The 26,370-nt window shown below is 71.8% G+C and carries 19 protein-coding genes and 2 pseudogenes; 5 read left to right on the top strand and 16 right to left on the bottom strand.

Annotated elements, in window-relative coordinates; translation table 11 throughout:
* Positions 1-95, bottom strand: a pseudogene (locus tag FRZ03_RS23030) (glycosyltransferase); the annotation flags it as partial.
* On the opposite strand from FRZ03_RS23030, the pseudogene FRZ03_RS23035 reads away from it, so the two are divergent.
* Positions 70-645, top strand: a pseudogene (locus FRZ03_RS23035) (hypothetical protein); the annotation flags it as partial. The pseudogenes FRZ03_RS23030 and FRZ03_RS23035 sit on opposite strands and share 26 nt — an antisense overlap.
* A gap of 19 nt (positions 646-664) precedes the next feature.
* Here FRZ03_RS23035 and rarD read toward each other — a convergent pair.
* The 7 genes from rarD to FRZ03_RS23070 form a co-directional block, all read right to left on the bottom strand.
* The gene (gene rarD, locus FRZ03_RS23040; protein WP_146467050.1) at positions 665-1,636 is read right to left on the bottom strand and encodes an EamA family transporter RarD; all 972 of its coding nucleotides are present in this window, start codon (positions 1,634-1,636) and stop codon (positions 665-667) included.
* 247 nt (positions 1,637-1,883) lie between these two features.
* A complete protein-coding gene (locus FRZ03_RS23045) occupies positions 1,884-2,945 on the bottom strand; it encodes a 2-oxoacid:ferredoxin oxidoreductase subunit beta (RefSeq protein WP_146467051.1) in 1,062 nt (353 codons plus the stop codon).
* A complete protein-coding gene (locus FRZ03_RS23050) occupies positions 2,938-4,836 on the bottom strand; it encodes a 2-oxoacid:acceptor oxidoreductase subunit alpha (RefSeq protein WP_398660943.1) in 1,899 nt (632 codons plus the stop codon). Before FRZ03_RS23050 ends, FRZ03_RS23045 begins: the two co-directional genes overlap by 8 nt.
* A gap of 2 nt (positions 4,837-4,838) precedes the next feature.
* Complete coding sequence (locus FRZ03_RS23055) at positions 4,839-6,266, bottom strand: methylaspartate mutase (protein WP_146467053.1); 1,428 nt, start codon at positions 6,264-6,266, stop codon at positions 4,839-4,841.
* On the bottom strand, positions 6,263-6,697 hold the full coding sequence (locus FRZ03_RS23060) for a cobalamin-dependent protein (protein WP_070025973.1): 435 nt from the start codon (positions 6,695-6,697) through the stop codon (positions 6,263-6,265). Before FRZ03_RS23060 ends, FRZ03_RS23055 begins: the two co-directional genes overlap by 4 nt.
* Before the next feature lie 59 nt (positions 6,698-6,756).
* A complete protein-coding gene (locus FRZ03_RS23065) occupies positions 6,757-7,977 on the bottom strand; it encodes a fatty acid desaturase family protein (protein ID WP_261399304.1) in 1,221 nt (406 codons plus the stop codon).
* Between the two features lie 218 nt (positions 7,978-8,195).
* On the bottom strand, positions 8,196-8,525 hold the full coding sequence (locus FRZ03_RS23070; RefSeq protein ID WP_146467054.1) for a helix-turn-helix domain-containing protein: 330 nt from the start codon (positions 8,523-8,525) through the stop codon (positions 8,196-8,198).
* A 328-nt stretch (positions 8,526-8,853) separates the two neighbouring features.
* Here FRZ03_RS23070 and FRZ03_RS23075 point away from each other — a divergent pair, with 328 nt between their 5' ends.
* Together FRZ03_RS23075 and FRZ03_RS23080 are read left to right on the top strand one after the other, a co-directional pair.
* Positions 8,854-12,825 carry a type I polyketide synthase gene (locus FRZ03_RS23075; protein ID WP_146467055.1) on the top strand — a complete coding sequence of 1,324 codons (3,972 nt, stop codon included), beginning with the start codon at positions 8,854-8,856 and terminating at the stop codon, positions 12,823-12,825.
* Between the two features lie 255 nt (positions 12,826-13,080).
* Positions 13,081-13,632, top strand: coding sequence for a TetR/AcrR family transcriptional regulator (locus tag FRZ03_RS23080; protein ID WP_261399305.1), 552 nt, complete (start codon positions 13,081-13,083; stop codon positions 13,630-13,632).
* A gap of 103 nt (positions 13,633-13,735) precedes the next feature.
* Here FRZ03_RS23080 and FRZ03_RS23085 read toward each other — a convergent pair whose 3' ends face one another.
* From FRZ03_RS23085 to FRZ03_RS23095, 3 genes are all read right to left on the bottom strand, one after another.
* Positions 13,736-14,638, bottom strand: coding sequence for an ADP-ribosylglycohydrolase family protein (locus FRZ03_RS23085; protein WP_146467057.1), 903 nt, complete (start codon positions 14,636-14,638; stop codon positions 13,736-13,738).
* A 12-nt stretch (positions 14,639-14,650) separates the two neighbouring features.
* A complete protein-coding gene (locus tag FRZ03_RS23090) occupies positions 14,651-15,310 on the bottom strand; it encodes a histidine phosphatase family protein (protein ID WP_146467058.1) in 660 nt (219 codons plus the stop codon).
* 137 nt (positions 15,311-15,447) lie between these two features.
* Positions 15,448-16,053, bottom strand: a complete 606-nt coding sequence (locus FRZ03_RS23095) for a YdbC family protein (protein WP_146467059.1) — start codon at positions 16,051-16,053, stop codon at positions 15,448-15,450.
* Positions 16,054-16,203: 150 nt separating this feature from the next.
* On the opposite strand from FRZ03_RS23095, the gene FRZ03_RS23100 reads away from it, so the two are divergent.
* On the top strand, positions 16,204-16,737 hold the full coding sequence (locus FRZ03_RS23100) for a TerD family protein (protein ID WP_146467060.1): 534 nt from the start codon (positions 16,204-16,206) through the stop codon (positions 16,735-16,737).
* Between the two features lie 84 nt (positions 16,738-16,821).
* On the opposite strand, the gene FRZ03_RS23105 is transcribed toward FRZ03_RS23100, so the two are convergent.
* Both FRZ03_RS23105 and nrdR read right to left on the bottom strand, forming a co-directional pair.
* A complete protein-coding gene (locus tag FRZ03_RS23105; protein WP_146467061.1) occupies positions 16,822-19,716 on the bottom strand; it encodes a vitamin B12-dependent ribonucleotide reductase in 2,895 nt (964 codons plus the stop codon).
* A 162-nt stretch (positions 19,717-19,878) separates the two neighbouring features.
* Positions 19,879-20,439 carry a transcriptional regulator NrdR gene (nrdR, locus tag FRZ03_RS23110; RefSeq protein WP_146467062.1) on the bottom strand — a complete coding sequence of 187 codons (561 nt, stop codon included), beginning with the start codon at positions 20,437-20,439 and terminating at the stop codon, positions 19,879-19,881.
* Positions 20,440-21,003: 564 nt separating this feature from the next.
* Here nrdR and lexA point away from each other — a divergent pair.
* A complete protein-coding gene (lexA, locus tag FRZ03_RS23115) occupies positions 21,004-21,783 on the top strand; it encodes a transcriptional repressor LexA (protein WP_146467063.1) in 780 nt (259 codons plus the stop codon).
* Between the two features lie 94 nt (positions 21,784-21,877).
* Here the strand turns inward: lexA and FRZ03_RS23120 are convergent, their stop codons facing one another.
* The 3 genes from FRZ03_RS23120 to FRZ03_RS23130 form a co-directional block, all read right to left on the bottom strand.
* Positions 21,878-23,863: an ATP-dependent DNA helicase gene (locus FRZ03_RS23120; RefSeq protein WP_146467064.1), complete on the bottom strand. Its 1,986-nt coding sequence runs from the start codon at positions 23,861-23,863 to the stop codon at positions 21,878-21,880.
* Between the two features lie 77 nt (positions 23,864-23,940).
* Positions 23,941-24,534, bottom strand: a complete 594-nt coding sequence (locus FRZ03_RS23125) for a GNAT family N-acetyltransferase (protein ID WP_146467065.1) — start codon at positions 24,532-24,534, stop codon at positions 23,941-23,943.
* Between the two features lie 31 nt (positions 24,535-24,565).
* A partial coding sequence (locus FRZ03_RS23130) for an IucA/IucC family protein (RefSeq protein ID WP_398660939.1) occupies positions 24,566-26,370 on the bottom strand: 1,805 nt, incomplete at its 5' end.

Consider the following 26,370-nt stretch of genomic DNA (forward strand, 5'->3'; position numbering starts at 1 on the left):
GCGTTGTGGACCTGCTCGTTGCCCGCCGACGACGCCAGAGGCACGAACACCGCGGGCTTGCCCAGCGCGGTCAGCTCCGCCAGCGTCACCGCCCCGCCCCCCCCCACCCCCACCCCGCCCCGCGGCTTCGACGCCGTGGCCGAGGAGGTGCTGGGCGACGGCCCGGTGACCGAGACGCGGGAAGGGGCCGAACTGCTCACCGAACCGATGACGCGGATCAACGAGGCCGTGCGGGCCGGCCGGATCGAGGACGCGGCCGGACTCGTCGAGCACACGGTCGAGGAAGCCTCCACCGTGCTGGGCCCCCACCACACCGAGGTACTGCACCTGCGCGAACTGGCCGCCTACATCGCCTACTTGGCGGGCGAGCCGGTGCGTGCCTGCCAACTCTCCCTCGACCTGGCCCGGCTGCGCCGGACCGCCGGGGACGCCGAGGCGGCGTACGGCAATGTGCAGAGCGCGTCGACCGCGTGGCGTGCGGTACGGGACCCCGAGGAGGGCCTGCGGCTGGGCCGCGACCTGATCGGCCTCTGGACGGACCTGGCCGCCGAGCCGGGCCCCGCGGCCGAGGACCCCCGCCCCCTGGAGTCCGCCCGCGCCCGTATGCTCCGCCTCACCGACCGGGCCGCCCGCGCCGCCGGGTGACCGGGCCGGGGGGGGGCCGTCAGGCTTCCAGCGAGGCCTGGTCCGGGGTCTTGGCCCGGGGCGTGTCCACCGCGGCGGCCGGCCCGGCCGCCGCCTTCCGCTGCCCGCGTGCCGCGTGCAGCGCGTTGCCCGTCAGCAGCAGCAGCGCCACCCAGACCAGGGCGAAGCCGGCCCAGCGCTCGGGGGGCATGGCCTCGTGGAAATAGAGGATGCCCAGGAGGAACTGGAAGACCGGGGTCAGGTACTGGAGCAGGCCCAGGGTGGAGAGCGGGACGCGGATCGCCGCCGCGCCGAAGCAGACCAGGGGGAGCGCGGTGACGATGCCGGTCGAGGCGAGCAGGGCCCCGTGGCCCGCGCCCTCCGTGGTGAACGTGGAGCGGCCCTGCGCCGTGAGCCACAGCAGATAGCCGAGCGCGGGCAGGAACAGGATCGCGGTCTCGGCGGCCAGCGACTCGATGCCGCCGAGGGCGACCTTCTTCTTCACCAGCCCGTAGGTGGCGAAGCTGAAGGCGAGGCAGAGCGAGATCCACGGCGGGCGGCCGTAGCCGATGGTCAGGATGACGACGGCGGCGAAGCCGGTCGCGACCGCCGCCCACTGCACGGGCCGCAGCCGCTCCTTCAGAAGCAGCACGCCCATGGCGATGGTGACCAGCGGATTGATGAAGTAGCCGAGGGACGCCTCGACCACATGGCCGGAGTTCACCGCCCAGATGTACACGCCCCAGTTGACGGTGATCACCGCCGCCGCCACCGCGATGAGCGCCAGCCGCTTCGGCTGGCGCAGCAGTTCGCCGACCCAGGCCCAGCGCCGTACGAACAGCAGGGCCGCGACGACGAAGAGCAGGGACCACGCCATGCGGTGGGCCAGGACCTCCACGGCCCCGGCGGGCTTCAGCAGTGGCCAGTACAGGGGGACCAGGCCCCACGCGCCATAGGCGGCGAAACCGTTCAGCAGACCTATGCGGTGCTCACCCTTGGATGCCCCGGCCACGGACCCTCCCACTGACTCCTCGCGCGCCGGCGTACGCGCGGGGACGAAGGTAACGCCGGGCGCCCCCGCCTGTCATGCCCGTATCGGCATACGGTCATGACAGGCGGGGCGGGAGAGCAAGCGCATCCCAGGGGAGTCGCCGGATACGCGGCGAGGCCCGGGACGGGGAGTCCCGGGCCTCGCGAGGCGTTGTGCGGTGCGGCCGGTGGTGCGGTGCCGCGGGTGGTGCCGGTGGTGCGCCGAACCGTCAGCCGACGACCGTCCAGGTGTCGCCGCCCGCCAGCAGCGCGGCCAGGTCGCCCTTGCCCTTCTGTTCGATGGCGGTGTCGAGTTGGTCGCTCATCTGGACGTCGTAGACGGGGCGTTCGATGGAGCGGAAGACGCCGATCGGGGTGTGGTGCAGGGTGTCGGGGTCGGCCAGGCGGGAGAGGGCGAAGGCGGTGGTCGGGGAGGCGGCGTGGGCGTCGTGGATCAGGAGGTCCGGCTCGTTCTCGGGGGTGACGGTGACCGCTTCCAGGTCTCCGGTCCGCCGGTCGCGGACGATGCCGCGTGTGCCGTCGGGGCCGAAGCGGACGGGCTGTCCGTGTTCCAGGCGGATCAGGGCTTCCTCGGCGCGTTGGCGGTCCTTGAGGGCGTCGAAGGCGCCGTCGTTGAAGATGTTGCAGTTCTGGTAGATCTCGATCAGCGCGGTGCCGGGGTGCTGGGCGGCGGCGCGCAGTACGTCGGTGAGGTGTTTGCGGTCGGAGTCGATGGTGCGGGCGACGAAGGAGGCTTCGGCGCCGAGGGCCAGGGAGACCGGGTTGAAGGGGGCGTCCAGGGAGCCCATGGGGGTGGACTTGGTGATCTTGCCGGTCTCGGAGGTGGGTGAGTACTGGCCCTTGGTCAGGCCGTAGATCCGGTTGTTGAAGAGGAGGATCTTGAGGTTGACGTTGCGGCGCAGGGCGTGGATGAGGTGGTTGCCGCCGATGGAGAGGGCGTCGCCGTCGCCGGTGACGACCCATACGCTCAGGTCGCGGCGGGAGGTGGCGAGGCCGGTGGCGATGGCGGGGGCGCGGCCGTGGATGGAGTGCATCCCGTAGGTGTTCATGTAGTACGGGAAGCGGGAGGAGCAGCCGATGCCGGAGACGAAGACGATGTTCTCCCGGGCCAGGCCGAGTTCGGGCATGAAGCCCTGTACGGCGGCGAGGATCGCGTAGTCACCGCAGCCCGGGCACCAGCGCACTTCCTGGTCCGACTTGAAGTCCTTCATCGACTGCTTGGCCTCGGCCTTGGGGACCAGCTGCAGCAGTCCGCCCGCGGTGTCAGTCATCGATGGCCTCCTTCAGCGCCGTGGCGAGCTGCTCCGCCTTGAACGGCATACCGTTGACCTGGGTGAGCGCCCGGGCGTCCACCAGCCAGCGGGCGCGCAGCAGTTGGGTGAGCTGGCCGAGGTTCATCTCCGGCACGAGCACGGTGCGGTAGGCGGACAGCACGCCGCCGAGGTTGGCGGGGAAGGGGTTCAGGTGCCGCAGATGGGCCTGGGCGATCCGGCCGCCCTCGGCGCGCACCCGCCGCACCGCCGCGGTGATCGGCCCGTAGGTGGAGCCCCAGCCGAGGACCAGGGTGTCCGCCGCGCCGCCGGGGTCGTCCACCGTGACATCGGGTACGGCGATGCCGTCGATCTTGGCCTGGCGGGTGCGGACCATGAAGTCGTGGTTGGCCGGGTCGTAGGAGATGTTGCCCGTGCCGTCCTGCTTCTCGATGCCGCCGATCCGGTGCTCCAGACCCGGGGTGCCCGGCACCGCCCAGGGACGGGCCAGCGTCACCGGGTCGCGCAGGTACGGCCAGAACTCCCCGTCGTGATTGGGGGCGGTGGCGAACGGCACCCGCAGGTCCGGGAGTTCCCCCGGCTCGGGGACCCGCCAGGGCTCCGAGCCGTTGGCGAGGTATCCGTCGGACAGCAGGAACACCGGGGTGCGGTAGGTGAGGGCGATCCGGGCGGCGTCCAGGGCGGCGGTGAAGCACTCGCCCGGGGTGGCCGGCGCCACCACCGGCACCGGCGCCTCGCCGTTGCGGCCGTACATCGCCTGCAAGAGGTCGGCCTGCTCGGTCTTGGTCGGCAGACCGGTGGACGGGCCGCCGCGCTGGATGTCCACGATGACCAGCGGCAGTTCCAGGGACACGGCCAGCCCGATCGTCTCCGACTTCAGGGCGACGCCCGGTCCCGAGGTGGTCGTCACCGCCAGCGAGCCCCCGAAGGAGGCGCCCAGCGCGGCACCGATCGCGGCGATCTCGTCCTCCGCCTGGAAGGTCCGCACGCCGAAGTTCTTGTGCTTGCTCAGCTCGTGCAGGATGTCGGAGGCCGGGGTGATCGGGTACGAGCCCAGGAACAGCGGCAGGTCCGCCTGGCGGGAGGCGCCGATCAGGCCGTACGAGAGGGCGAGGTTGCCGGAGATGTTGCGGTAGGTGCCCGGGGTGAACGCCCGGTGGGCCGGGGCGACCTCGTAGGAGACCGCGAAGTCCTCCGTGGTCTCGCCGAAGTTCCAGCCGGCGCGGAACGCGGCGATGTTGGCCTCCGCGATCTCGGGGCGCCTCGCGAACTTGGTCCGCAGGAAGCGTTCGGTGCCGTCGGTCGGCCGGTGGTACATCCAGCTCAGCAGGCCGAGCGCGAACATGTTCTTCGCCCGCTCCGCCTCCTTGCGGGTCAGTGGAAAGCCGGTCAGGGCGCCCACCGTCAGCGTGGTCAGCGGCACCGGGTGGACCGTGAACGCGGCGAGCGAGTCGTCGTCCAGCGGCGAGCCGTCGTACCCGGCCTTGGCCAGGTTGCGGGGCGTGAACTCGTCGGTGTCGACGATGATCTCGGCGCCGCGCGGCAGATCGCCCGTGTTCGCCTTCAGGGCGGCCGGGTTCATCGCCACCAGCACGTCCGGCGCGTCCCCCGGGGTGAGGATGTCGTGGTCGGCGAAGTGCACCTGGAACGAGGAGACTCCCGGCAGGGTGCCGGCCGGTGCCCTGATCTCCGCCGGGAAGTTCGGCAGTGTCGACAGGTCGTTGCCGAACGAGGCGGTCTCGGAGGTGAACCGGTCACCGGTCAGCTGCATCCCGTCCCCGGAGTCGCCCGCGAAGCGGATGACCACGCGGTCGAGGGCCCGGGTCGCCTTGCGGTCCCCGGTGGCTTCGGCGTTCTGTTCCCGCGGTGGTGCGGCGGGTTCCGCGGCGATGGTCACGACGTCCCCTCACGGTCGCTCTCCCCGAACAGGGTGAGGAAGTAGTTGATGTCTCCGGTCAGATCCGCCAGCAGGGAGCCGAGGCCCGGGTCCGCACCGCCGGCCTCGCTGCGGCGCAGCAGCTCGTCGTTGCGGCGCAACGCCCGCCGGGACAGGGGCAGCGAACCGGCGGACAGATAGCGGATGGCGCCCTCCGCGTCCCGCTTCGGGATGATCTCCGACTTCGCGTACCGGCTCGCGCTGAACGGGATGTCCAGCGTGCCGCGCTCCAGCGCCTGCGCCACCGCGGCCTTCAGGTCCGGCTGTTCCAGCAGGGGTTCGACGATGTCGGCGACCTCGGCGAGGATCCACTGCTGTTCCTCGGCGACCCGGTCCGCGTCCACCGCGACGAAGTCCAGCAGCGGGGAGTTGGCGCGGGAGGCCAGCCGCAGCCCCTCGACGTTGGCGCGGGTGTCGGGGATGCCGTACGCCTCCTGGTAGGTCTTGGTGATCAGCTTGGAGGCGCCGCCGAGCCGGGCGACGAGCGCGCCGTAGAAGATGAGGTCCTCGGCGTGGCCGCGGCCCCTGGGGAAGACGCCCATGAACTCGTGGAACACGGCGTGCACCTGGACGCCCTCGGGCAGGTAGCGGCGGGCCAGCAGCGGGATGGTGCGCAGCGCCGCCACGTCCTGCACCAGGTGGCCGCTCTGCGGGTAGGCCACCGAGATGCAGCGCACCCCGGCCCGGGCGGCCAGCACGGCCTCCACCACGCTGATCGCGAGGCTGATCGACGGCGGGACCAGGACGGCGGTCAGCGTGCCGAACAGCTCCCGGTCGATGATGAGCCCGAGTTCGGCGAGCCGGCCGCACACCCGGTCCACGTCCTCCCAGGCGGCGAGCGATTCCGCGATCGGGACGGCCTTGGAGTAGGGCAGGTTGTAGGAGATGCCGCCGCCCTCGAAGGAGGTGATCCCGGAGGCCACCGAGACGTCGAAGAGGGCGCGGGCGTCGGGCGAGCCGTGGCGGATCTCCAGCGGCGCGGCGACGGATTCGTTGAGGTCCCGGCCGCGCTGCCAGCCGTGGGTGACCAGCGGATAGCCGTTGAGGTCCCGGGGGTCGCGGTTGAGGGTGCGCAGCGCCTGCTCGAACCGCTTGAGGCGGGTGTGCGCGTCGATGGTCAGGGTCAGGATGTCGGGTGCCGCCTGGGCCTCCAGGTCCCGCAGCAGGGCCTTCATCTCCTCGTGGCCGCCGACGCCGCAGCGCGGCTGGATCGCCACCCGGCCGGACTCGCGGGCGTCCTGGAGCACCTGGGCGGCCGTGGGCTTGCCGAGGGCCCTGACGTAGGCGACGGATTCCTCCAGCGGCGGGAGGGATTCGGCGCCGGGGACGCTGTGGGGGGCCTCCCCGGCGCGGTCCGCGCCGAGGAGGACGATCTTGCTGGTCATGACACGGCCAGCAGCGGCTCGGCCACCGGGCGGGTGGCGCGCAGTTCGTCGAGCACGGCGGGCAGGGCGGCCGGGTCGTTCACGATGCGGTCGACGCCGAGCCGGTAGAGCCGCTCCAGGGCGGCGGGGTCCTTCTTGCTGCCCACCGAGAGGTTGCCGCCGACGATGACGGGGCACCGGATCGCGCCCTCGGCCTTGGTGGCGGCCAGGTCCCGGAGGTCCTCGTGGATATGGCCGTTGAGACTCCCGATGACCACCGCCTCGGCATCGGGATGCTCCCGGCAGGCTTCCGCGAACTCCTCGACCGGGGTGCAGGTACCGAGATTGACGACGGTGTAGCCGATGCCGCGGAGGGCGTGGGCGATCAGGTGGTTGGCCACGGCGTGTGCGTCGCTCGCGGCCACGCCCAGGATGATCTTCCGCTGCTGCATGGGGGCTCCTCTGGGTGGGAGGTGGCGGATGGTGCGGGTCTCGGGGGCGGTACGGGGTCTCAGTCGTCGAAGGCCGCGAAGAGCTCGCGCTTGCTCACGTGCGGGAGCCGGGCGATGTCGTACTCGGCCGGGTCGGCGACGGCCAGGGAGTCGAAGACGTAGTTGATGGCGGGGACCAGCCCCCACACCTCGTGGTACTCGGGCCAGCCCTTGTGGCCGGACTCGATGTCGCGCTTGCGGGCGAAGAGGTAGTCGGCCCACTCCCGGCTGGACGGGTAGCGGTGGTGGTAGTCGTGGACCACGGTGTCGCCGGTGAGCACCAGGTAGCGGGTCGGGGCGTGCACGAACAGCATGCGCAGCGCCCAGCGGACCCAGGCGAGGGCGCGGCGGCCGGCCGGCTGCGCGGCCGAGGGGGCGGGTTCGCCGATGAAGATGGCGTTGGTGAGACCGGCGAAGTAGTCGCGGCCGCGCCTGACTTCGGTGCCGGCCACGGGGAAGGTGTGCTTGACGCACAGCCGCAGGGTGTTGCTGACCTGGAACAGCGGCAGCAGCGGCACGAACCACGCGAGCAGCAGGGCGGGCCAGGTGCCGGTGGCGATGGTGGCGGCGGCCAGGGCCGTGTAGAGCACGACCGCGGTCACCCGCTCGCTGCGGGCGGCGGTGCTCCAGAAGGAGCGCACGCGGGAGATCGAGAAGGCCAGGTGGAAGCGCGGGGAGAGGAGCTTGCCGACGACCCGGCGCCACATCTGGCGTCGCGTCATCCCGGGGCGCAGTTCGAGGCTGACGAGGAACGCCTGGACGGTGGGGTCCCGCAGCGTCATGTGGTGGGCGGCGTGGTGGTCGCTGACGTGCTCGCGGCTGTAGCGCTCGAAGTTCTGGATGACCAGCAGGCTGGAGATGGCCCGGCCGATGACGGTGTCCAGGCGGCGGCGCCGGTACATGTTCCGGTGCGAGCACTGGTGGTAGACCATCATCCGCAGATTGCGCAGGCCGTGCAGGGTGAGCGCCCAGCCGGGGAGCAGGGCGAGGAGCCACCAGCCGCCGAGCGCCCAGGCGGCCGAGCCGACGGCGGTGCCGGCGAGCATGGCGAACACCGCCGCCGCCAGGTGGAAGGTCGGGGTCCACGGCAGCCCGGTCTGCTCGGACAGCGGTTTGCCGGTGAAGACGGTGAGCGGGTACTGGAGGAAACCGGGCAGGGCCCGCATGGTCTCCCGGGGATCGACGGGGTCGGGTGCGTCCTTGGAACGGGCGCTTCTTGTCTCGACATCGGTGAGGGACACGCGTCATCTCCTTGTTCGGGGAGTGGGCGTTCCGGCAGCGCAGGCCGAAATGGCTGCGGAATTCCGCGGAGGGAATGGGAAAGTGAACTTCGCCGACGGCGTGCTGCACACGGTGCCGCGGCAAAGCGGAGGCCAGCAGGGCATGGTGAACCCCCTGGCCGCCACGGGGACGGCTCAGCCTCTCCGGCGCGATCCGGAGCGGTGCGCCGGGAACTTTTCTATCCCGCGTGGCGCCGGCTGTGAATTGGACTTTCGTTCATGACGCGGTAGGCGTGGGCGACGAGACCCGCCTGCAGCCTGGATTCCACCCGGAGTTTGCTCAGCACTTGGGCGACATGCGCCTTGACGGTGCGTTCGGTCACCCGGAGCCGGGCGGCGATGCTGCGGTTGGAATGGCCGGCGCCGAGCATCAGGAACACCTGGCGCTCGCGCGCCGACAGGTCGACGACCCCGGCCAGCGCCTCGGACCAGTCCGGCAGTACGTCGATGGGATCGGTGCCGTCGTCGGCGTACGCGACGGCTCTGGACCTTAACGGTGCGTCGGACATCACTGCTCCCCCGTCGTGGCCTGGTGATCATTTATAAACGCCGAGACAAGAGTAGACTGACATGCATAAGAAGACGCAAGTACAAGTATTCGGTGACCTGGATCACAGTCAAGACGGAGAAAATCCGGACAGATCATCACCAACTAGCCCACGTGGTCTCACGATTCGAAACAGAATCTGAGACACAGTTATGAGCCTCTGGGTCAATCTTGGTTGGGGGTGTAAGTTTGCATCGCACTTGCACCGCGCACCTCAACCCGCCTTGTCCGCTTCTGCGGCGAGGCGGTCGTGTTTGTTCTCAATCGGCCCTGATCGAAGGTGAACGTACGTGGAGCGCTTCTCGTGCGCAGGTGGCACCCCCATAGCCGTCATCGGTATGGGATGCCGTTTCCCCCGCGCCAACAGCACCGGCGAATTCTGGGATCTGCTCATGGCCAACTCCGAGGCCGTGACCCGGATTCCCGAGGACCGGTTCAACATCGACGACCATTACTCAGGCCGGGCGCCCAGCCCGGGCAAGACCGTCTCCCGGGACGGCGGTTTCCTGGACGACGCCTTCTCCTTCGACGCGGGTTTCTTCGGGATATCCCCGGTCGAGGCCAAAAGCATGGATCCGCAGCAGAGAATCCTGCTGCACGTCGTATGGGAGGCCCTCGAATCGGCGGGCATCGCGCCGTCCGGTCTGGCCGGTTCCCGTACCGGCGTCTTCGTGGGTCAGGCCACCGCCGAATACGGTGAATCCGGGCAGCCGGCCGAGGGCCCCGGCGTCCGCGACACCGTGGGCGGCCGGCTGCGCGCGGTCACCGCCGGCCGGGTCTCCTACGCGCTCGACCTGCGCGGACCGAGCCTGGTGCTGGACACCGCGTGCTCCTCCTCGCTGGTGGCCGTGCACACCGCCCGGCAGAGCCTGCTGACCGGGGAGAGCGACCTGGCGATCGCGGCCGGCGTCAACATCATCGTGTCCCCGCAGGACTCCATCGCCTACTCGCAGGGCGGCATGCTGTCGCCGGACGGGCGGTGCCGGTTCGGGGACGCCTCGGCCGACGGGTTCGTGCGCAGCGAGGGCGTCGGCGCGGTCGTCCTCAAGCCGCTGCCCGACGCGCTGCGCGACGGCGATCCGGTGCTCGCCCTGCTGCTCGGCAGCGCGGTCACCAACGACGGCCAGGGCAGCGGGCTGCTGCTGAAGCCCTCGGTGTCCGGCCAGGCCCAGATGCTGCGCGACGCCTGCCGCAGCGCGGGGATCGAACCCGCCCAGCTGGACTACGTCGAGGCGCACGGCACCGGGACGCCGACCGGCGACACCGTGGAGCTGCGCGCGCTGGCGGAGGCGACGGGCGGTGAACGGCCGCTGCGTTGCGGCTCCGTGAAGACGAACATCGGACACGCGGAGGCCGCCGCCGGCATCGCCGGGCTGATCAAGGCGGTGCTGATCGCCCGCCACGGCGTCATCCCCGCCTCGCTGCACCTGACCGACCCGCACCCGCTGCTCACCGGCGAGCGGCCGGCCGTCTCGGTCGTCACCGAGAACACCCCGCTCGACAAGGCCGGTCCCCAGGCCCTGCTGGGCGTCAGCTCCTTCGGGCTGTCCGGCACCAACGCCCACGTCGTCGTGGGCGAGTTCATCGACGACCGGCAGCCGGCCGACCAGGTGGTGCCCGCGCTCCCCGGCCCCCATCTCCTTGTGCTCTCCGCTCGCTCGGCCGCGGCGCTGCGCCGGCTGGCCGGGGCGTACGCGGACCACCTCGGCCCGGACGGCGCGGGTCGCGAGCAGTCGCTCGCGGACATCTGCGCGACCGCGGCGACGCGCCGCGACGCGGGCCCGCACCGGCTCTGGGCCACCGGCACCTCGCACGACGAACTCGCGGACGTACTGCGTGCGTTGGCGGCAGGTGAGCAGAGCCCGCACGGCGGCATCGGCGAGGCGGGGTTCAGCGGCCCGCGGCGCGCCGTCTTCGTCTTCTCCGGCCAGGGCTCGCAGTGGCTCGGCATGGGCCGTGGCCTGCTCGCCTCCAACGAGGCGTTCCGGACCGCCCTGCGCGCCTGCGACCAGGCCATCGGCGAGGAACTCGGCTGGTCCGTGGAGGAGTTGCTGACCACGGACGCCGATCGCTTCCCCGGCGGGGTGGAGATCGTGCAGCCCGCGCTGTGGGCGGTGCAGGTGGCGCTGGCGGCGGCCTGGCGGGACCTCGGCGTGGCGCCGGAGGTGTGCGTGGGGCACAGCATGGGAGAGGTGGCGGCGGCCTGTGTCAGCGGCGCGCTGTCGCTGCGGGACGCGGCGGCGGTGATCTGCCGTCGCAGTCGGCTGATGCGGCGCGTGGCGGGCGGAGGCGCCATGCTCGTCGTGGAGTTGTCCGCCGACCGGGCCCGTGAAGCCGTCTCCCGCACGCCCTCGGTGTGCGTGGCCGCGGAGAACTCCCCCACCTGCACGGTGCTCGCGGGCGACCCGGGGGCCCTCGCGGAACTGACCACCCGGCTGGAGGCCGAGGGGGTGCTGTGCCGGCTGGTGGACGTCGACGTCGCCTCGCACTCCCCCCAGATGCGTCCCCTGCATCCCGAACTGGCCGCCGAACTGGCCGGGTTGACGCCCGGCGCGGCCGCCACCCGGCTGTTCTCCACGGTCCGGTGCGCCGAGCTGGCGGGACCGGAACTGGACGCCGGCTACTGGGCGGACAACCTGTGCGAGCCCGTGCGGTTCCGGGAGGCGGTCTCCGGGCTCTGCGCGAACGACACGGTGGAACACGTCTTCCTGGAGATCAGCCCGCACCCGGTGCTCACCGCCTCGGTCGCCGACACCCTCGCCCACGACGGCGCGCCCGGCGCCGCCGTGCCCTCGCTGCGCCGCAACACCGACGAGGCGGCCGAACTGGTGTGCGCCGCGGGCCGGTTCTTCGCCGCGGGCGGCCGGATCGACTGGACGCGGTGGTACGGCCACCCGGTGCGGCCGGTGCCGCTGCCCCACTACCCGTGGGAGCGCACCGAGTTCCGGCAGGCCCCGGCCGTCCCGCGCCCGGCGCGGACCGTCCTGGAGAGCCGGGTGGAGCTGGGCCGGTGGGGCATCGCCGCGTGGGCGGAGCAGCTGAGCGTGGGCGGCCTGACCGTGCTGCCGCCCGCCGTGCAGATCGCCGCGGTGCTCGACGCGGCCGCCGAGAAGCTGCCCGGCACGATGTACGCGGTGCGCGACGTCCGGCTCGCCCCCGCTCCGGTCGTCCTCGCCGACCCCTCGGCCGCCGTGCTGGCCGTCGCCCTGGAACGGGCCGGGGACGGATGGCGGGCCGTCGTCGAACTGGAGCGGCCGGGCACCGCCGAGCGGACCTTCTGCGCGACCGCGTCGCTGTCCCCGGTGGACGACAGCGACGGCCGCCGGGCGCCCCGCGAGCTGGACGGCGCCCTGGCCCGCTGCCACACGTACCTGTCCGCCGCCGGATTCCGGGAACTGGCCGGTACCTTCGGGCTGGAGATCGGCGAGACGTCCGGCGCGGTGGAGCAGGTGTGGTGCCGGCGCGGTGAGGCGGTGGCCCGGATCCGGCCGGCCAAACCGGTGCCGGGGCTGTGGGAGGCGGTGCTGCTGCCGCTGGTCGCGGCCTGGCCGCGCTCGCGCCGCGGCGAGGAGGACCGGGGCTTCGTGCCGACCGGCTTCGACAGTGTGCAGCTGTACGGCGAGCTGACGGACGACCTGTGGAGCCTGGCCGTCGTCACCCCCGGGTCCGACGCCCGGCAGGCGCGCGGCGATGTGCTGGTGCTCGACGGGGACGGGCGGGTGCTGGCGGAGTTCCGCGGGATCGGCCTGCGGCGCCCGGGGCGGCCGGCCGGCCCGGCGGCCTCCCTGGTGCGCGCGCTGCCGGTCCGGCTGGGCGCGCCCCGGCGCGGCCCCGCGCGTCCGCTGCTGTCCCGGTTCGCCACCATGATCCGGCCACCGGCGTCCCGGCGGGCGCTGCGGCTCGGCGAGGGCGCGGCCCGGCCGTCCGCGCCGCGCGGGGCGGAGCACCGCGCCGCGGCCCCGGCCGGGGCGACGACGGCCAGGGGAGCTGAGGACGCGGTGGCGGAGGCCGCGGCCACCGTGCGCGCGGACCCGGCGCAAGCCGTGCTCACGGCGGCGTCCGAGGTGCTCGGGGTGGCCCGGGCCGAGCTGGACCCCCGCCGGTCGCTGCGCGATCTCGGTCTCGACTCGCTGATGGCCGTCCAGCTGCGCGAGCGGCTCCGGACCGGCTGCGGCGTCGAGATCACGGCGGGCCGGCTGCTGGGCGCGGAGAGCCTGGAGCGGATCGCCCGGGACCTGGCGGCGGCGCCCGCGCCCGTGTGACCTGGTCCGACAGACAGTTCCGGGGCCGTCACGCCCAACTGGCGTGACGGCCCCGGTACTTATCCGGAAGTAATACTCGCCCCCATAGTTAGACTGTGGTATAAAAATCAATGTCAAGACCTAGACGCTACTCAGCGTTGTCAGCCCCGTGAAGCGGAGATGAACATGGCTCCTGGTCCGTCAGGCGGGACGCAGTCGCCCGGTCGACGCGAACGCAACAAACAGCGCGTCAAAGAACGCCTCTACTCATCCGCGTTGTCTCTGTTCACGGAGCAGGGCTACGACCGCACATCGGTGGACGAGATCGCGGAACGCGCCGATGTCGCGCGGGGTACGTTCTTCAACTACTTCCAGCGCAAGGAAGACGTCATCAGCGCCTGGGGGGAGGAGCGGCGAACCAAATTGCTCACCTATCTGGAACAGGAAGACGTCCACGGTTCCCACGCCGTCGCCCAGCTGGTGCGATGTATGTCGGTACTGGCCCGGATCAACGAGGAGGAGCAGGAGGTCACCGCGGCCATGCTCTCCGCCTGGGTGAAGGCGGGCCGGCCGCTGAGCGAGGAACCGTACGTCGCCGAGATATTCGCCGACATCGTCGCCTCCGGCGCCCGCTCCGGTGAACTCGCCCCCGACCTCGTGCCCGAGCGCGTCGGCAACCTGCTGCGGGACGTCTACTTCGGCGCCCTGTACCGCTGGTCCCAGCACGCCCACAACGGGCGGGCCGGAGAGCTGGACGACGAGTTGCAGGCGGTGCTGAAGGTGCTTCTGCACGGCATCGCCACCGTGGAACACGCCCACCACGTCTGACGGGCGGGGCGCGCGGCAGCCGGTGAAATCCCCGCCGTACCCGGGGAGTCCGGGCCCGCCGCCGAGCCGGACCCCCACTCCGGCCCCTCCCGGCCGTCCCTCGTCACAGTTCCCGCGGCACCCAGTCCGGCAGTGCCTCGGCCCGCCGCGACCACTCGGCGGGCGGTGCCGCCTTCCCCGCCGCGAGCACCCCGCCCACGATCGCGCAGGTGGTGTCCACATCGCCGCCGACCCGGGCCGTCGTCCAGAACGCCGCCTCGAAGTCGCCGAGGCTCCGCGCGGCGGACCACAGGGCGAAGGGCACGGTGTCATGGGCGGTCCTGCGGCGCCCGCATCCCAGTACGGCGGCGACGGTGGTCGCGTCACCGTAGTCGAGCATGTCCCGGGCACGGCGCAGCCCCTGCCCGACCGCGCTCTTCGGCACGAGCGCGATGACGCCGTCGAGCAGCTCCCCGGGCCCGGGCGGACCGTCCGGCGCACCGGCCAGCGCCGCGGCCGCCGCCACCGCCATGGCCCCGACCACCGCCTCCCGGTGCTGGTGGGTGGGGTAGGCGGAGATCTCCGCCTGATGGGTGGCCTGCTCCGGATCGTCCGCGTACCAGGCGCCCAGGGGCGCGGTCCGCATCGCCGCGCCGCTGCCCCAGGAGCCCCGCCCGTGGAACAGCGCCGCCGCGGGCCCGCGCCAGTCCTCGCCCGCGCGGACGAGGGCCAGCAGCCGGCTCGCCGTGGGGCCGTAGCCCCGGTCCGGATCGTGGTGGTCGGCGAAGGAACGCGCCAGGGCGTCCTGGTCGACACGCTGGTGACCGGCGAGCACGGCGAGGACGGAACAGGCCATCTCGGTGTCGTCGGTCCACCGCCAGGGCCCCGGCGGCAGCTCGCGCCGCTTCAGCAGGGCGTGACGGGCGGGAACGAGGAACTGGGCACCCAGGGCGTCCCCGACGGCCAGTCCGCGCAGGCTCGCCAGGGCGCGCTCATGGCGTCCACGGGGGGAGAAAGGTGCGGTCATGGCTCTGCCACTCTATCCGGTGGCCCAGTCCGGCACCGGTTCGCGCCAGCGCTCGAAGGGCCGGTCGAGCGTGTACTTGTCGTCGTCGCCGAGCACGAGCATCCGCATCTCGGCGTTCCCGGGGTTGGCCAGCGACTCGAACTCGGCGACCGTCCAGTGGAACCAGCGCATGCAGAACAGCCGCATCGCGAGTCCATGGGTCACCAGCAGCACGTTGGGCGGGTGGTCGGGGGCCTCGAAGCTGCGGAAGAGGCTCTCCAGGAAGCCGCCGACCCGGTCGTAGACGTCGGCCCCGGACTCGCCCTGCGGGAACCGGAAGAAGAAGTGGCCGTAGGCGTCGCGGTAGGCCTTCTGCAGGCGGACGTCGTCGCGGTCCTGCCAGTTGCCCCAGTCCTGCTCGCGCAGCCGGGGTTCCTCGCGCACGCGTATGAGGTCGGCGTCGAGCTGGAAGGCGCGCAGCGTCTCGTGGGTACGCCGGTACGGCGAGACGTACACGCTCACGCGCTCCGGACCGAACAGTTCCCGGAGCCGTTTGCCGGTCTCCTCGGCCTGCCGCCGGCCGCGCTCGGTCAGCGCCAGGGCGTGGTCCGGCTCCCGCTCGTACACGGAGTCGTCGATGTTGCCCGTTGACTCGCCGTGCCGGACAAGAACGATGCGCCGTGGTCGTGCCATGCCAAAGCCCTAGGGCGAGCGGCGGGCGGGCGGGCACTCGGGCGGGGCCCATACAGCGTAGGTCACACGTTTGATTTTCCAACCGGTTCGGTCGGACATCCGGACCCTGCGCCGGACCGGGGACCGGACCGGTTCGCTCACACCGTCCAGGACGGCTCCATGTCCACGATGTCCCCGGTCAGCGCGGCGATGTCCGCCTCGGTCTGGGCGCGCAGCGCGAGCCGTTCCACCCGTTCGGTGCGGTACTTGCCGTGCTCGGCGGCCGCCCGCCACATCGACAGGATCAGGAACTCCTGCCCGGGCCCCTCGCCGAACATCCCGCGGATCATGCCGGGCGAGCCCGCCACGGCCGGGTTCCAGACCTTCTCCTGCATCAGCGTGAAGTGCTCCACCCGCTCCTCGTGGACCCGGCAGTGGGCCAGCCTGAGCAGGTCGGCGTCGGTGAACCGCGGCTCGAAGCCCGTCTTCACGTCGAAGCGGTACTCGAACAGCTTGACCTGGGCGTCCTTGAACGTGCCGGACTGGGCCGCCGCCAGCCGGTCGTGGGAGCGGGCCATGAAGGAGTCGTAGAAGGCGCGGCTCTCCCAGAAGGCGACGACGTGCGCCACCCCCGGCCGTTGCCGGCTCCACCCTCCGCCCTGTCCCCGGAATCCCGGCTCTCCCAGAAGCCCCGCCCATTTCCGCTGCCCCCGCTCGAACCCCCGGCGGTCCACCACGGTGCAGCGAATCCACTTGACCAGCACCGCGCCATCGTAAGGCCACCGGGCGTGGCGCCGGTCACGCTCCGCGGGAGTTCGCCCGCGCACACACCCCCGTGTGCATGGCACGATGGGCAAGCATCCCCGACCTCACGGGAGTTGGGGACGACGTGCCCACAGGGAAGGGGAGGCCCGGTGACCGGATTCAGCAAGGGACTGCACAAGGTCGAGGTCGCGCTCAAGTGGGACCCCAGTCCCACGGGACAGGCGCCCACCGATCTCGACATCATCGCCGCGACGTTCGAGTCGGGCGACGCCTACGGCGCGCCGGCGTATCTGGTGCACTTCGACAGCCGTTCGCCGGACGGCACCATCTTCCTCAACCGGGACAGCACCGACGGACGCGGCTTCGGCTGGGACGAGGTCATGACGCTGGAGCTGGAACGGCTCAGCGAGCGGTACGCGCGCGTGGTGGTGGGCGTCGTCATCCAGCAGCAGCCCGTGCGCCGCACGTTCGGCGAGGTGCTGAACCCGGCCATGCGCGTCCGGGAGGGCTACACCGTGCTCTCCGAGGACGACTTCACCTCGGTCCGCGACGCCACGGCGGCCACCATCGCCGAGTTCGTACGCAACGACGCCGGCGAGTGGAACTTCCGTCCGGGCGTCCACGGCTTCGACGAGGACCCCGACACGTTCACCCGTGTCATGGGGCGGGCCCACCGTTCCTGAACGACACCCCGGGCACGGATGAGGGGCGCCGACCGGTGGTCGGCGCCCCTCACTTCAGCGTTTCAGCACGTCAGCGGCGGGCCGTCAGCTGCAACCGCTGGTGGAGCCGCAGCCCTCGCAGATGTAGCAGGAACCGGCGCGCTGCATCTTCGTACCGCAGGAGAAGCACAGCGGGGCGTCGGCCTGGATGCCCAGCTGCATCTCGACCAGCTCGGCGCTGGTGTGCGCCTGCTTCGGGGCGGGCTTGGCCGCCTCGGTCTCGGCCTTCGGCGCGGCGACGGCCTTCAGCTCCTGGGCGCGCGGCGCGGACTGGGCCAGGCCCTCCACGTCGACCTCGTCGTCGGCCGGCTCGTACGAACCGGTCTCCAGGTGACGCTGGCGCTCCTCGGCGGAGTGGATGCCGAGCGCGGAGCGGGTCTCGAAGGGCAGGAAGTCCAGCGCCAGGCGGCGGAAGATGTAGTCCACGATGGACTGCGCCATCCGCACGTCCGGGTCGTCCGTCATGCCGGCCGGCTCGAAGCGCATGTTGGTGAACTTCGAGACGTAGGTCTCCAGCGGCACGCCGTACTGAAGGCCGACGGAGACGGCGATGGAGAAGGCGTCCATCATGCCGGCGAGGGTGGAACCCTGCTTCGACATCTTCAGGAAGACCTCGCCGAGACCGTCGTCCGGGTAGGAGTTGGCGGTCATGTAGCCCTCGGCGCCGCCGACGGTGAAGGACGTGGTGATGCCGGGACGTCCCTTCGGGAGGCGCTTGCGGACCGGGCGGTACTCGACGACCTTCTCGACCGCCGTGCGGATCGTGTCCTCGGCCTTCTCGGCGATCTCGGCCTTCTCGTCCTTCTTCTTGGCGGAGAGCGGCTGGCCGACCTTGCAGTTGTCGCGGTAGATCGCGAGCGCCTTGACGCCGAGCTTCCAGGCCTCGAAGTAGATCTCCTCGACCTCCTCGACGGTCGCCGTCTCCGGCATGTTGACCGTCTTGGAGATGGCGCCGGAGATCCACGGCTGGATCGCGGCCATCATGCGGACGTGGCCCATCGGGGAGATGGCGCGCTCGCCCATGGCGCAGTCGAACACCTCGTAGTGCTCCTGCTTGAGACCGGGGGCGTCGATCACATTGCCGTTCTCGGCGATGTGGGCGACGATCGCCTCGATCTGCTCCTCCTGGTAGCCCAGGCGGCGCAGGGCCTGCGGGACGGTGCCGTTGACGATCTGCATCGAGCCGCCGCCGACCAGCTTCTTGAACTTCACCAGCGCGAGGTCGGGCTCGACACCGGTGGTGTCGCAGGACATCGCCAGACCGATGGTGCCGGTCGGGGCGAGGACGGACGCCTGGGAGTTGCGGAAGCCGTTCTTCTCGCCGAGGCGCAGCACGTCCTGCCAGGCCTCCGTGGCGGCGGCCCACACCGGGGTGTCCAGGTCGTCCATGCGCACGGCGGTGCCGTTGGCGTCGGCGTGCTGCTTCATGACGCGCTTGTGGGCGTCTGCGTTGCGGGCGTAGCCGTCGTAGGTGCCGACGACGGCGGCCAGCTCGGCGGAGCGGCGGTAGGCCGTGCCGGTCATCAGCGAGGTGATGGCGCCGGCCAGGGCGCGGCCGCCGTCCGAGTCGTACGCGTGACCGGTGGCCATCAGCAGGGCGCCGAGGTTGGCGTAGCCGATGCCGAGCTGGCGGAAGGCGCGGGTGTTCTCGCCGATCTTCTGGGTCGGGAAGTCCGCGAAGCAGATCGAGATGTCCATCGCGGTGATGACCAGCTCGACGACCTTCTGGAACCGCTCGGTCTGGAACGACTGGTGGCCCTCGCCGTCGTCCTTGAGGAACTTCATCAGGTTCAGCGAGGCCAGGTTGCAGGACGTGTTGTCCAGGTGCATGTACTCGCTGCACGGGTTCGACGCGGTGATCCGGCCGGACTCGGGGCAGGTGTGCCAGTTGTTGATCGTGTCGTCGTACTGGATGCCCGGGTCGGCGCAGGCCCAGGCGGCCTCGGCGATCTTGCGGAAGAGCGCCTTGGCGTCGACCTCCTCGATGACCTCACCGGTCATCCGGGCGCGCAGCCCGAAGTTGCCGCCGTCCTCGACCGCCTTCATGAACTCGTCGTTGACCCGGACCGAGTTGTTGGCGTTCTGGTACTGGACGGAGGTGATGTCGTCCCCGCCCAGGTCCATGTCGAAGCCCGCGTCGCGCAGGACGCGGATCTTCTCCTCCTCCTTGACCTTGGTCTCGATGAAGTCCTCGATGTCGGGGTGGTCGACGTCGAGCACGACCATCTTGGCGGCGCGGCGGGTGGCGCCACCGGACTTGATGGTGCCGGCGGACGCGTCGGCGCCGCGCATGAAGGAGACCGGGCCGGAGGCGTTGCCGCCGGAGGACAGCAGCTCCTTGGAGGAGCGGATGCGGGAGAGGTTCAGGCCGGCACCGGAGCCGCCCTTGAAGATCATCCCCTCTTCCTTGTACCAGTCGAGGATCGACTCCATGGAGTCGTCGACGGACAGGATGAAGCAGGCCGAGACCTGCTGCGGCTGCGCCGTGCCCACGTTGAACCACACGGGGCTGTTGAAGCTGAAGATCTGGTGCAGGAGGGCGTAGGCCAGCTCGTGCTCGAAGATCTCGGCGTCGGCGGGCGAGGCGAAGTACTTGTGGTCCTCGCCGGCCTTCCGGTACGTCTTCACGATGCGGTCGATCAGCTGCTTGAGGCTGGTCTCGCGCTGCGGGGTGCCGACGGCGCCCCGGAAGTACTTGCTGGTGACGATGTTGACCGCGTTCACCGACCAGAATTCGGGGAACTCGACGCCACGCTGCTCGAAGTTGACCGAGCCGTCGCGCCAGTTGGTCATGACGACGTCACGGCTCACCCACTCGACCTCGTCGTACGGGTGTACGCCGGGGGTGGTGTGGATGCGCTCGATGTGCAGCCCCTTGCTTCCCGCCTTGCCGCCCTTGGCGCGGGAACCTCGTGCCGGACCGCTCGCCGTCTCTGTCATGCCGCCTCCCTGTACGGGCAAAAACGCCCTGAAGTGCCCCGATTGTTCCCGTGGCACGGTGTTCTGTCATGTGTTGCGGGCACCCTCAGCTGCCGCCCGCAACAGGTCTTGGTCGCCGCCTCGCGGCAGGAGTCCGGGCCCTCTCCCGGTCTCCGTGGCCGCTCAGTCGGCGGCGTGCGCGGGTTCGGGGACCTGGGGGGTCCCGCCCGTCCCGCGCTTGTCCTCCCGGCATCCCGCGGCCGGGTCCGTCCCGCCGCCCTCGTCCGCGCCGGCGCACTGCGCCGCCTGCCGCAGTTCCGCGATGGCGGCCTCGAAGTCGTCGAGCGAGTCGAACGCCCGGTAGACCGAGGCGAACCGCAGATAGGCGACGAGGTCGAGCTCCTGCAACGGGCCGAGTATGGCCAACCCCACGTCATGGGTGGTCAGCTCGGCGCTCCCGGTGGCCCGCACCGCCTCCTCGACCCGCTGGCCGAGCTGGGCGAGCGCGTCCTCGGTGACCGGCCGTCCCTGGCACGCCTTGCGCACACCGTTGATGACCTTCGTACGACTGAAGGGCTCGGTGACTCCGGACCGCTTCACCACCATGAGCGAGCACGTCTCCACGGTCGTGAAACGGCGGGAGCAGTCGGGGCACTGGCGGCGCCTGCGGATCGACGTGCCGTCGTCGGTCGTACGGCTGTCGACCACACGGCTGTCGGGGTGCCTGCAGAAGGGGCAGTGCATGATCTCCAACCCTCCTCACAGCAGACTCGATGGCCTCACGAGTCCCACAGGACCCGCGAAGCAGCCCTAAGCATAGGCGATGGTGGAGCCGCCCCGGACCGGGGGGACCACAACTTGTGGGCTGCTGTAGCCATCCAACCACTACATGTGGGGATCGACTCATTCTCCGAGGCCGGATCGCGTGTCGCGCGGGAACCGCCGCGACAGGGCACCCTCGCGCGGACACGCGGGCGCGCGTCCGTACCGCTGTGAGGCTTACGGAGATACGGTGGGCGCCGCACGGAGGATGCGTAGGACTCCGGCGCAGAACGGCCCCCTGGTCCCGGTGGGCCGGATTCCGGATGGCAGACTGGGGAAGCACCCACGAGGTCGGCAACCCCGGCGGGGCAGACCGACAACGTACAACGACGAACGCTTTTGCCCGCCCGGTGCCGCGTCAGCCCATACACCGAAACACACGATCGCAACAGGTGAATCGCACTTTTTCACTCGAACGTGTGTTTGGCGCAACCTTTCGAAAGCAACTACCGTTGTCCAGCAGGGAGACCATCGAGAGGGGCCGACGTGACCACCACCGCAGACAGTGCCACCATCACCGCCCAGGACCGCTCCCAGGGCCGAGTCGAGCCGGTACACGCGATGAACGAAGCCACGAATCCCGAGGGGCACAAGCGCTCCCTGCCGGGCCGACCTCCAGGCATCCGGGCGGACAGCTCGGGGCTCACCGATCGGCAGCGCCGGGTGATCGAGGTCATCAGGGACTCCGTGCAGCGGCGGGGCTACCCGCCGTCGATGCGGGAGATCGGCCAGGCTGTCGGCCTCTCCAGCACCTCCTCCGTGGCACACCAGCTGATGGCACTGGAGCGCAAGGGCTTCCTGCGCCGTGACCCGCACCGCCCGCGCGCGTACGAGGTGCGCGGCTCCGACCAGGCCGTGTCCGTGCAGCCCACGGACACCAGCGGCAAGCCCGCCGCGTCGTACGTCCCGCTGGTCGGCCGGATCGCCGCCGGTGGCCCGATCCTCGCGGAGGAGTCGGTCGAGGACGTCTTCCCCCTCCCCCGCCAGCTCGTCGGCGACGGCGAGCTGTTCGTCCTCAAGGTCGTCGGCGACTCCATGATCGAGGCGGCGATCTGTGACGGCGACTGGGTCACCGTCCGCCGCCAGCCGGTCGCCGAGAACGGCGACATCGTGGCCGCCATGCTCGACGGCGAGGCCACCGTGAAGCGCTTCAAGCGCGAGGACGGCCACGTCTGGCTCCTCCCGCACAACGCGGCCTACGAGCCCATCCCCGGCGACGACGCCACCATCCTGGGCAAGGTGGTCGCCGTACTGCGGCGCGTGTGACGCCCGCGGCGAGCGGACCCCGCTCGCCCTCCCTGACCGGGCCCCGGAACCTCTGCGCCGGTTCCGGGGCCCTGCCTTGTGCCCTGGGCCCCGCTCACTGCGCTTCCGCGGCCTCCGTCTGCTTCGCCGCCGCGTCGATCGCCGCGAGCGACCTGCGGACCTGGTCGCGGTCCGTGGTGTACCAGAAGTCGGGCAGCGACGCCTTGAGATAGGAGCCGTAGCGCGCCGTGGCGAGGCGCTGGTCCAGTACGGCGACCACGCCCCGGTCCCCCGAGGCGCGCACGAGCCGGCCGGCTCCCTGGGCCATCAGCAGGGCGGCGTGGGTGGCGGCCACCGCCATGAAGCCATTGCCGCCGGCGTCCTCCACCGCCTTCTGGCGGGCGCTCATCAGCGGGTCGTCGGGGCGCGGGAACGGGATCTTGTCCATGACGACCAGCTGGCAGCTGGGCCCGGGCACGTCGACGCCCTGCCACAGCGACAGCGTGCCGAACAGACAGGTCCGGGGATCGGCCGCGAAGTTCTTGATCAGCTCGCCGAGCGTCTCCTCGCCCTGGAGCAGGATCGGGTACTCGGGGATGCGCGAACGCAGCTCCTCCGCGGCGAGCTGGGCCGCCCGCATGGACGAGAACAGCCCGAGGGTGCGCCCCCCGGCCGCTTGGATCAGCTCCGTCAGCTCGTCGAGCATGTCGCCCCGCTCGCCGTCCCGCGCGGGCCGGGCCAGATGCTTGGCGACGTAGAGGATGCCCTGCTTGCGGTAGTCGAACGGCGAGCCGACGTCGACGCCCTTCCACTGCGGCAGGTCCTCGCCCTCCACGCCCTCGGGGCCGAGCCCGAGGGAGGCGCCGACGCCGTTGAAGTCGCCGCCCAGCTTGAGCGTGGCGGAGGTGAGGACCACGGCGCGGTCCGCGAACAGCTTCTCCCTGAGCAGGCCCGAGACCGACATGGGGGCGACGCGCAGGGAGGCGCCGAAGCGGTCGTGGCGTTCGTACCAGACGACGTCCCACTCGGAGCCGTTCAGCACCCGCTCCGCCACGTCGTGCACCGTCTCGACCGAGGCCAGCGCCTGCTTGCGGACGGCGTCCTCGTCCTGGACCGACTTGTCGCGGGTGGCGCCGATCGCGGAGATCACCGTACGGGCGGCGTCCCGCAGCGTCATCAGGGCGTACCCCAGGTCCTCCGGGATCTCCTCCAGCCGTCCGGGCAGCGCCAGCTCCATCAGCCGCTCGAAGCCCTCGGCGGCGGTCTGCAACTGGTCGGCGGCCTTCTCGTTGACGAGCTTCGCGGCGCGGCGCACGGCACGGTTGACCTGGCCGGGGGTCAGCTCGCCGGTGGCGACGCCGGTGACCCGGGAGACCAGTTCGTGCGCCTCGTCCACGATCAGCACCTCGTGCTGGGGCAGCACCGGGGCGCCCTCGATGGCGTCGATGGCCAGCAGCGCGTGGTTGGTGACCACGACCTCGGCGAGCTTGGCGCGCTCGCGGGCCGCCTCGGCGAAGCACTCGGCGCCGTACGCGCACTTCGTGGCGCCGAGGCACTCCCGCGAGGACACCGACACCTGCGCCCAGGCGCGGTCCGAGACGCCCGGGGTGAGGTCGTCGCGGTCACCGGTCTCGGTCTCGTCCGACCAGTCCCGCAGCCGCAGCAGGTCCTGGCCCAGCTTGCTGGTGGGCGCGGCGGCCTCGAACTGGTCGAAGAGGCCGTCCTCCTCGTCCTGGGGCATGCCCTCGTGCAGCCGGTGCAGGCAGAGGTAGTTGGAGCGGCCCTTGAGCATCGCGAACTCCGGGCGGCGGCGCAGCAGCGGGTGCAGGGCGTCCACGGTGCGCGGCAGGTCGCGCTCGACCAGCTGGCGCTGGAGCGCGAGGGTGGCCGTCGCCACGACCACCCGTTCTCCGTGCGCGAGCGCGGGCACCAGGTAGCCCAGCGACTTTCCGGTGCCGGTGCCGGCCTGGACCAGCAGATGGGATCCGTCGTCGATCGCCTCGGCGACCGATTCGGCCATGGTCACCTGGCCGGGGCGCTCCGTGCCGCCGACGGCGGTGACGGCGGCATGCAGGAGTTCGGAGAGTGAGGGCTTCGTCATAGCCCGACCAACCCTACGGCCCGGCACCGACAAACGGATGCCGTTCCCGCCCATGGTGACCCCCCGATCACGTGTCGCTACAGCACATCGCGCAGCTCCCGGTCCCTGATCATCAGCGCGGCCCGCTTGCCGGGCAGGTCGGCCTCGGCCGCGTACCGGAAGCCGGCCCGCAGGAACGCGGCGACGGACGGGGTGTTGCGCAGATCCGGTTCCGCCACGACCCGCGCGCAGTCCGGCCGGCGGTCGAGGACGAGGTCGGCCACGGCCCGGAGCAGGGCGGAGCCCAGTCCCCGGCCCCGGTCCCCGGCGCCGCCGAGGAGGAGGTGGATGCCGGTGTCGTGCGGCTGGACCGGGCAGTGGCGGGCCAGCGGGTCCAGGTCCGCGCGGTAGATCTCCCAGTAGCTCATCGGGGTCCCGTCCAGCACGCCCAGGCACGGCACACTGCGTCCGTCGCCGTCGAGTTGGGCGCGCACATGGTGCTCGGTCAGGCACCTGGGCCCGGCCAGTTCCCAGAACTCGGCGACGGCGGGGTCGCACATCCAGCCGTGCACCAGCGGCAGGTCCCGGTCGAGCAGTACGGGCGTCAACCGGAAGACGCCGACGGGGGTGTGCACGGGACCCCAGTCGTGGAGGCGGTCGAGGAGATCGGTGGCCGCGAGGGTGGGAGACACGGTGCGCTCCGCTCTGCGCTGACGAAGTGGTTCAACGGTGCAGGGGGTTGGCGATGGTGACGTAGACGGACTGGGTGTCGACCGGGCCGACGAGTTCGTCCATGCCGTGCAGCCGCGTCAGCAGATTGGCCTTGCAGCGCAGGGTGGGCGAGTCGAGCAGCCGGGCGGCCAGGGGGGTGCGCAGGGCCGCGGGTCCGGTGGCGAGGCCGGCGAGGAAGCGGCGGAACGCGGCGAGGAGCAGCCGCTCGTCGGCGAGGTGCTGGGAGCCGAAGGCGCCGATCAGGCCGAGGACGTTGTTGACGGCGAGGTAGTAGGCGAAGCGTTCGTCGGCGACCTCGTCCGCCACGAAGGTGTCGCTGTGTGCGCCGATGCCGGGCAGCCGGGCGGCGAGTTCGGCGCGCCGGGACTCGCGGAAGTAGTAGCCCTGGTTGTCGCGGTAGCGGCCGCCCGCGGGCCAGCCGTCGCCGTCAAGGAGGACGAGGGTGTTCTGCTGGTGGGCTTCGAGGGCGACGCCCGCCTCCGCGTCCAGCCAGAACACCGGGCGGACGGCCTCTTCCAGATAGCGCAGGAACCACTCGGCGGCGACGGCGGCCGGCGGCCGTCCGGTGCGGGCGGCGAGCCGCGCCACCAGCAGGGACAGCCGGGACCGCATGGCCGGCGGGTGCCCGGCGGCCGCGTCGCCGGGGTCCGGCCCGGCCAGCGGCCGGGGCGAGACGAGCCCGGCGAGGCAGCCGGCGTCCTCGGCCGGGGTGAACGGGTTGTGCCTGATCACCACGTCCAGCCCGGGCACGGGCCGGCCGTCCGGGTCGTCCACGGCGAGCCATGCCGGGTCGCGCACGATGTCGAAGCCGGGGTGGACGGCGGCCCACTGCCTGGACAGCCCCGTGCGTAGCAGCCGGTGCACCTCGACGCCGCGGCGCAGTTCCTTGCGCAGGTTCTCCCGGCGGGAGTTGGTGATCCGCAGGGCCAGTGACAGCTTGAGCATCGCGGGGGCGCCGGGACGGTGCACGGTGCGGACGGAGGAGGTGGGGTGCCAGACGGGGCCGTGCGGGCCGAGGTCCCTGAGCAGTCCCGCGTCGAGCAGGGCGGCGACGGCGGGGCGGTGCCGTACCTCGCGGGCCTGCCAGGGGTGCAGGGGCAGGGCGGTGTGGCCGGCGGGCAGCGGCAGGGCGGTGCCCGCGAGGTGCCGGGTGAGGCGGTCGGCGGGGACGGGGCGCCCGCGCTCGGTCCAGGCCGACTCGGTGGCGAGCAGGGCGGGGGCCACGGCCAGCCAGTGCAGCGGGAAGGCTCCGCGCGACTCCGGCGAGTACAGCGCGGCTTCCCCCTCGGTCAGTCCCTCCCGGCTCTTGGGGGTCGGGTGCAGGGGGTGGCCGAGGAGGAGGGCCTGCTCGGCGCTCAGGAAGAGGTCGGGGCCGTCGGCGGGGTGTTCGCGCCGGTAGCGGATGAAGGTGGCGGTACGGCGCAGGCTGTCGGCGACCCGGGCCACGAGATCGCCGCCGTCGGCGGCGGGGCCCTCCCTGGTGAGCAGCGCCGCGAGGGTGACGGCGTCGACGGGCGGGGCGTCCGCGGGCGCCTCGGCGAGCCGGGGCGGTCCGAAGCGGTGCCAGCCGGTCGGGGACCAGTAGCGGACCGGGACGAGCAGTGAGGCGCCGCTGGCGGGGAGCGGGATGCGCAGGATGCCGTCGGCGGGGGCGCGCGAACCGGTCTCGCGGACCCAGCAGCGCAGCAGGTTCTCCACGGCGGCGGCCTGCGCCGCGGTGCCCGGGTCCTGATCGTCCAGCGCCTCGGCGCCGGGCCCGGTCCGCCGGGTGGGGTCCGCGTTCCGCCTGCGCTGCT

Source organism: Streptomyces misionensis (assembly GCF_007896895.1).
Classification (GTDB): Bacteria; Actinomycetota; Actinomycetes; order Streptomycetales; family Streptomycetaceae; genus Streptomyces; species Streptomyces misionensis_A.

Bases quoted from the DNA above. Each gene is read 5' to 3' on its own strand.
- FRZ03_RS23105 (WP_146467061.1), bottom strand. From the start codon at position 19,716: ATGACAGAGACGGCGAGCGGTCCGGCACGAGGTTCCCGCGCCAAGGGC.
- FRZ03_RS23120 (WP_146467064.1), bottom strand. From the start codon at position 23,863: ATGACGAAGCCCTCACTCTCCGAACTCCTGCATGCCGCCGTCACCGCC.
- FRZ03_RS23085 (WP_146467057.1), bottom strand. From the start codon at position 14,638: ATGACCGCACCTTTCTCCCCCCGTGGACGCCATGAGCGCGCCCTGGCG.
- FRZ03_RS23070 (WP_146467054.1), bottom strand. From the start codon at position 8,525: ATGTCCGACGCACCGTTAAGGTCCAGAGCCGTCGCGTACGCCGACGAC.
- nrdR (WP_146467062.1), bottom strand. From the start codon at position 20,439: ATGCACTGCCCCTTCTGCAGGCACCCCGACAGCCGTGTGGTCGACAGC.
- FRZ03_RS23060 (WP_070025973.1), bottom strand. From the start codon at position 6,697: ATGCAGCAGCGGAAGATCATCCTGGGCGTGGCCGCGAGCGACGCACAC.
- FRZ03_RS23090 (WP_146467058.1), bottom strand. From the start codon at position 15,310: ATGGCACGACCACGGCGCATCGTTCTTGTCCGGCACGGCGAGTCAACG.
- FRZ03_RS23055 (WP_146467053.1), bottom strand. From the start codon at position 6,266: ATGACCAGCAAGATCGTCCTCCTCGGCGCGGACCGCGCCGGGGAGGCC.
- FRZ03_RS23045 (WP_146467051.1), bottom strand. From the start codon at position 2,945: ATGACTGACACCGCGGGCGGACTGCTGCAGCTGGTCCCCAAGGCCGAG.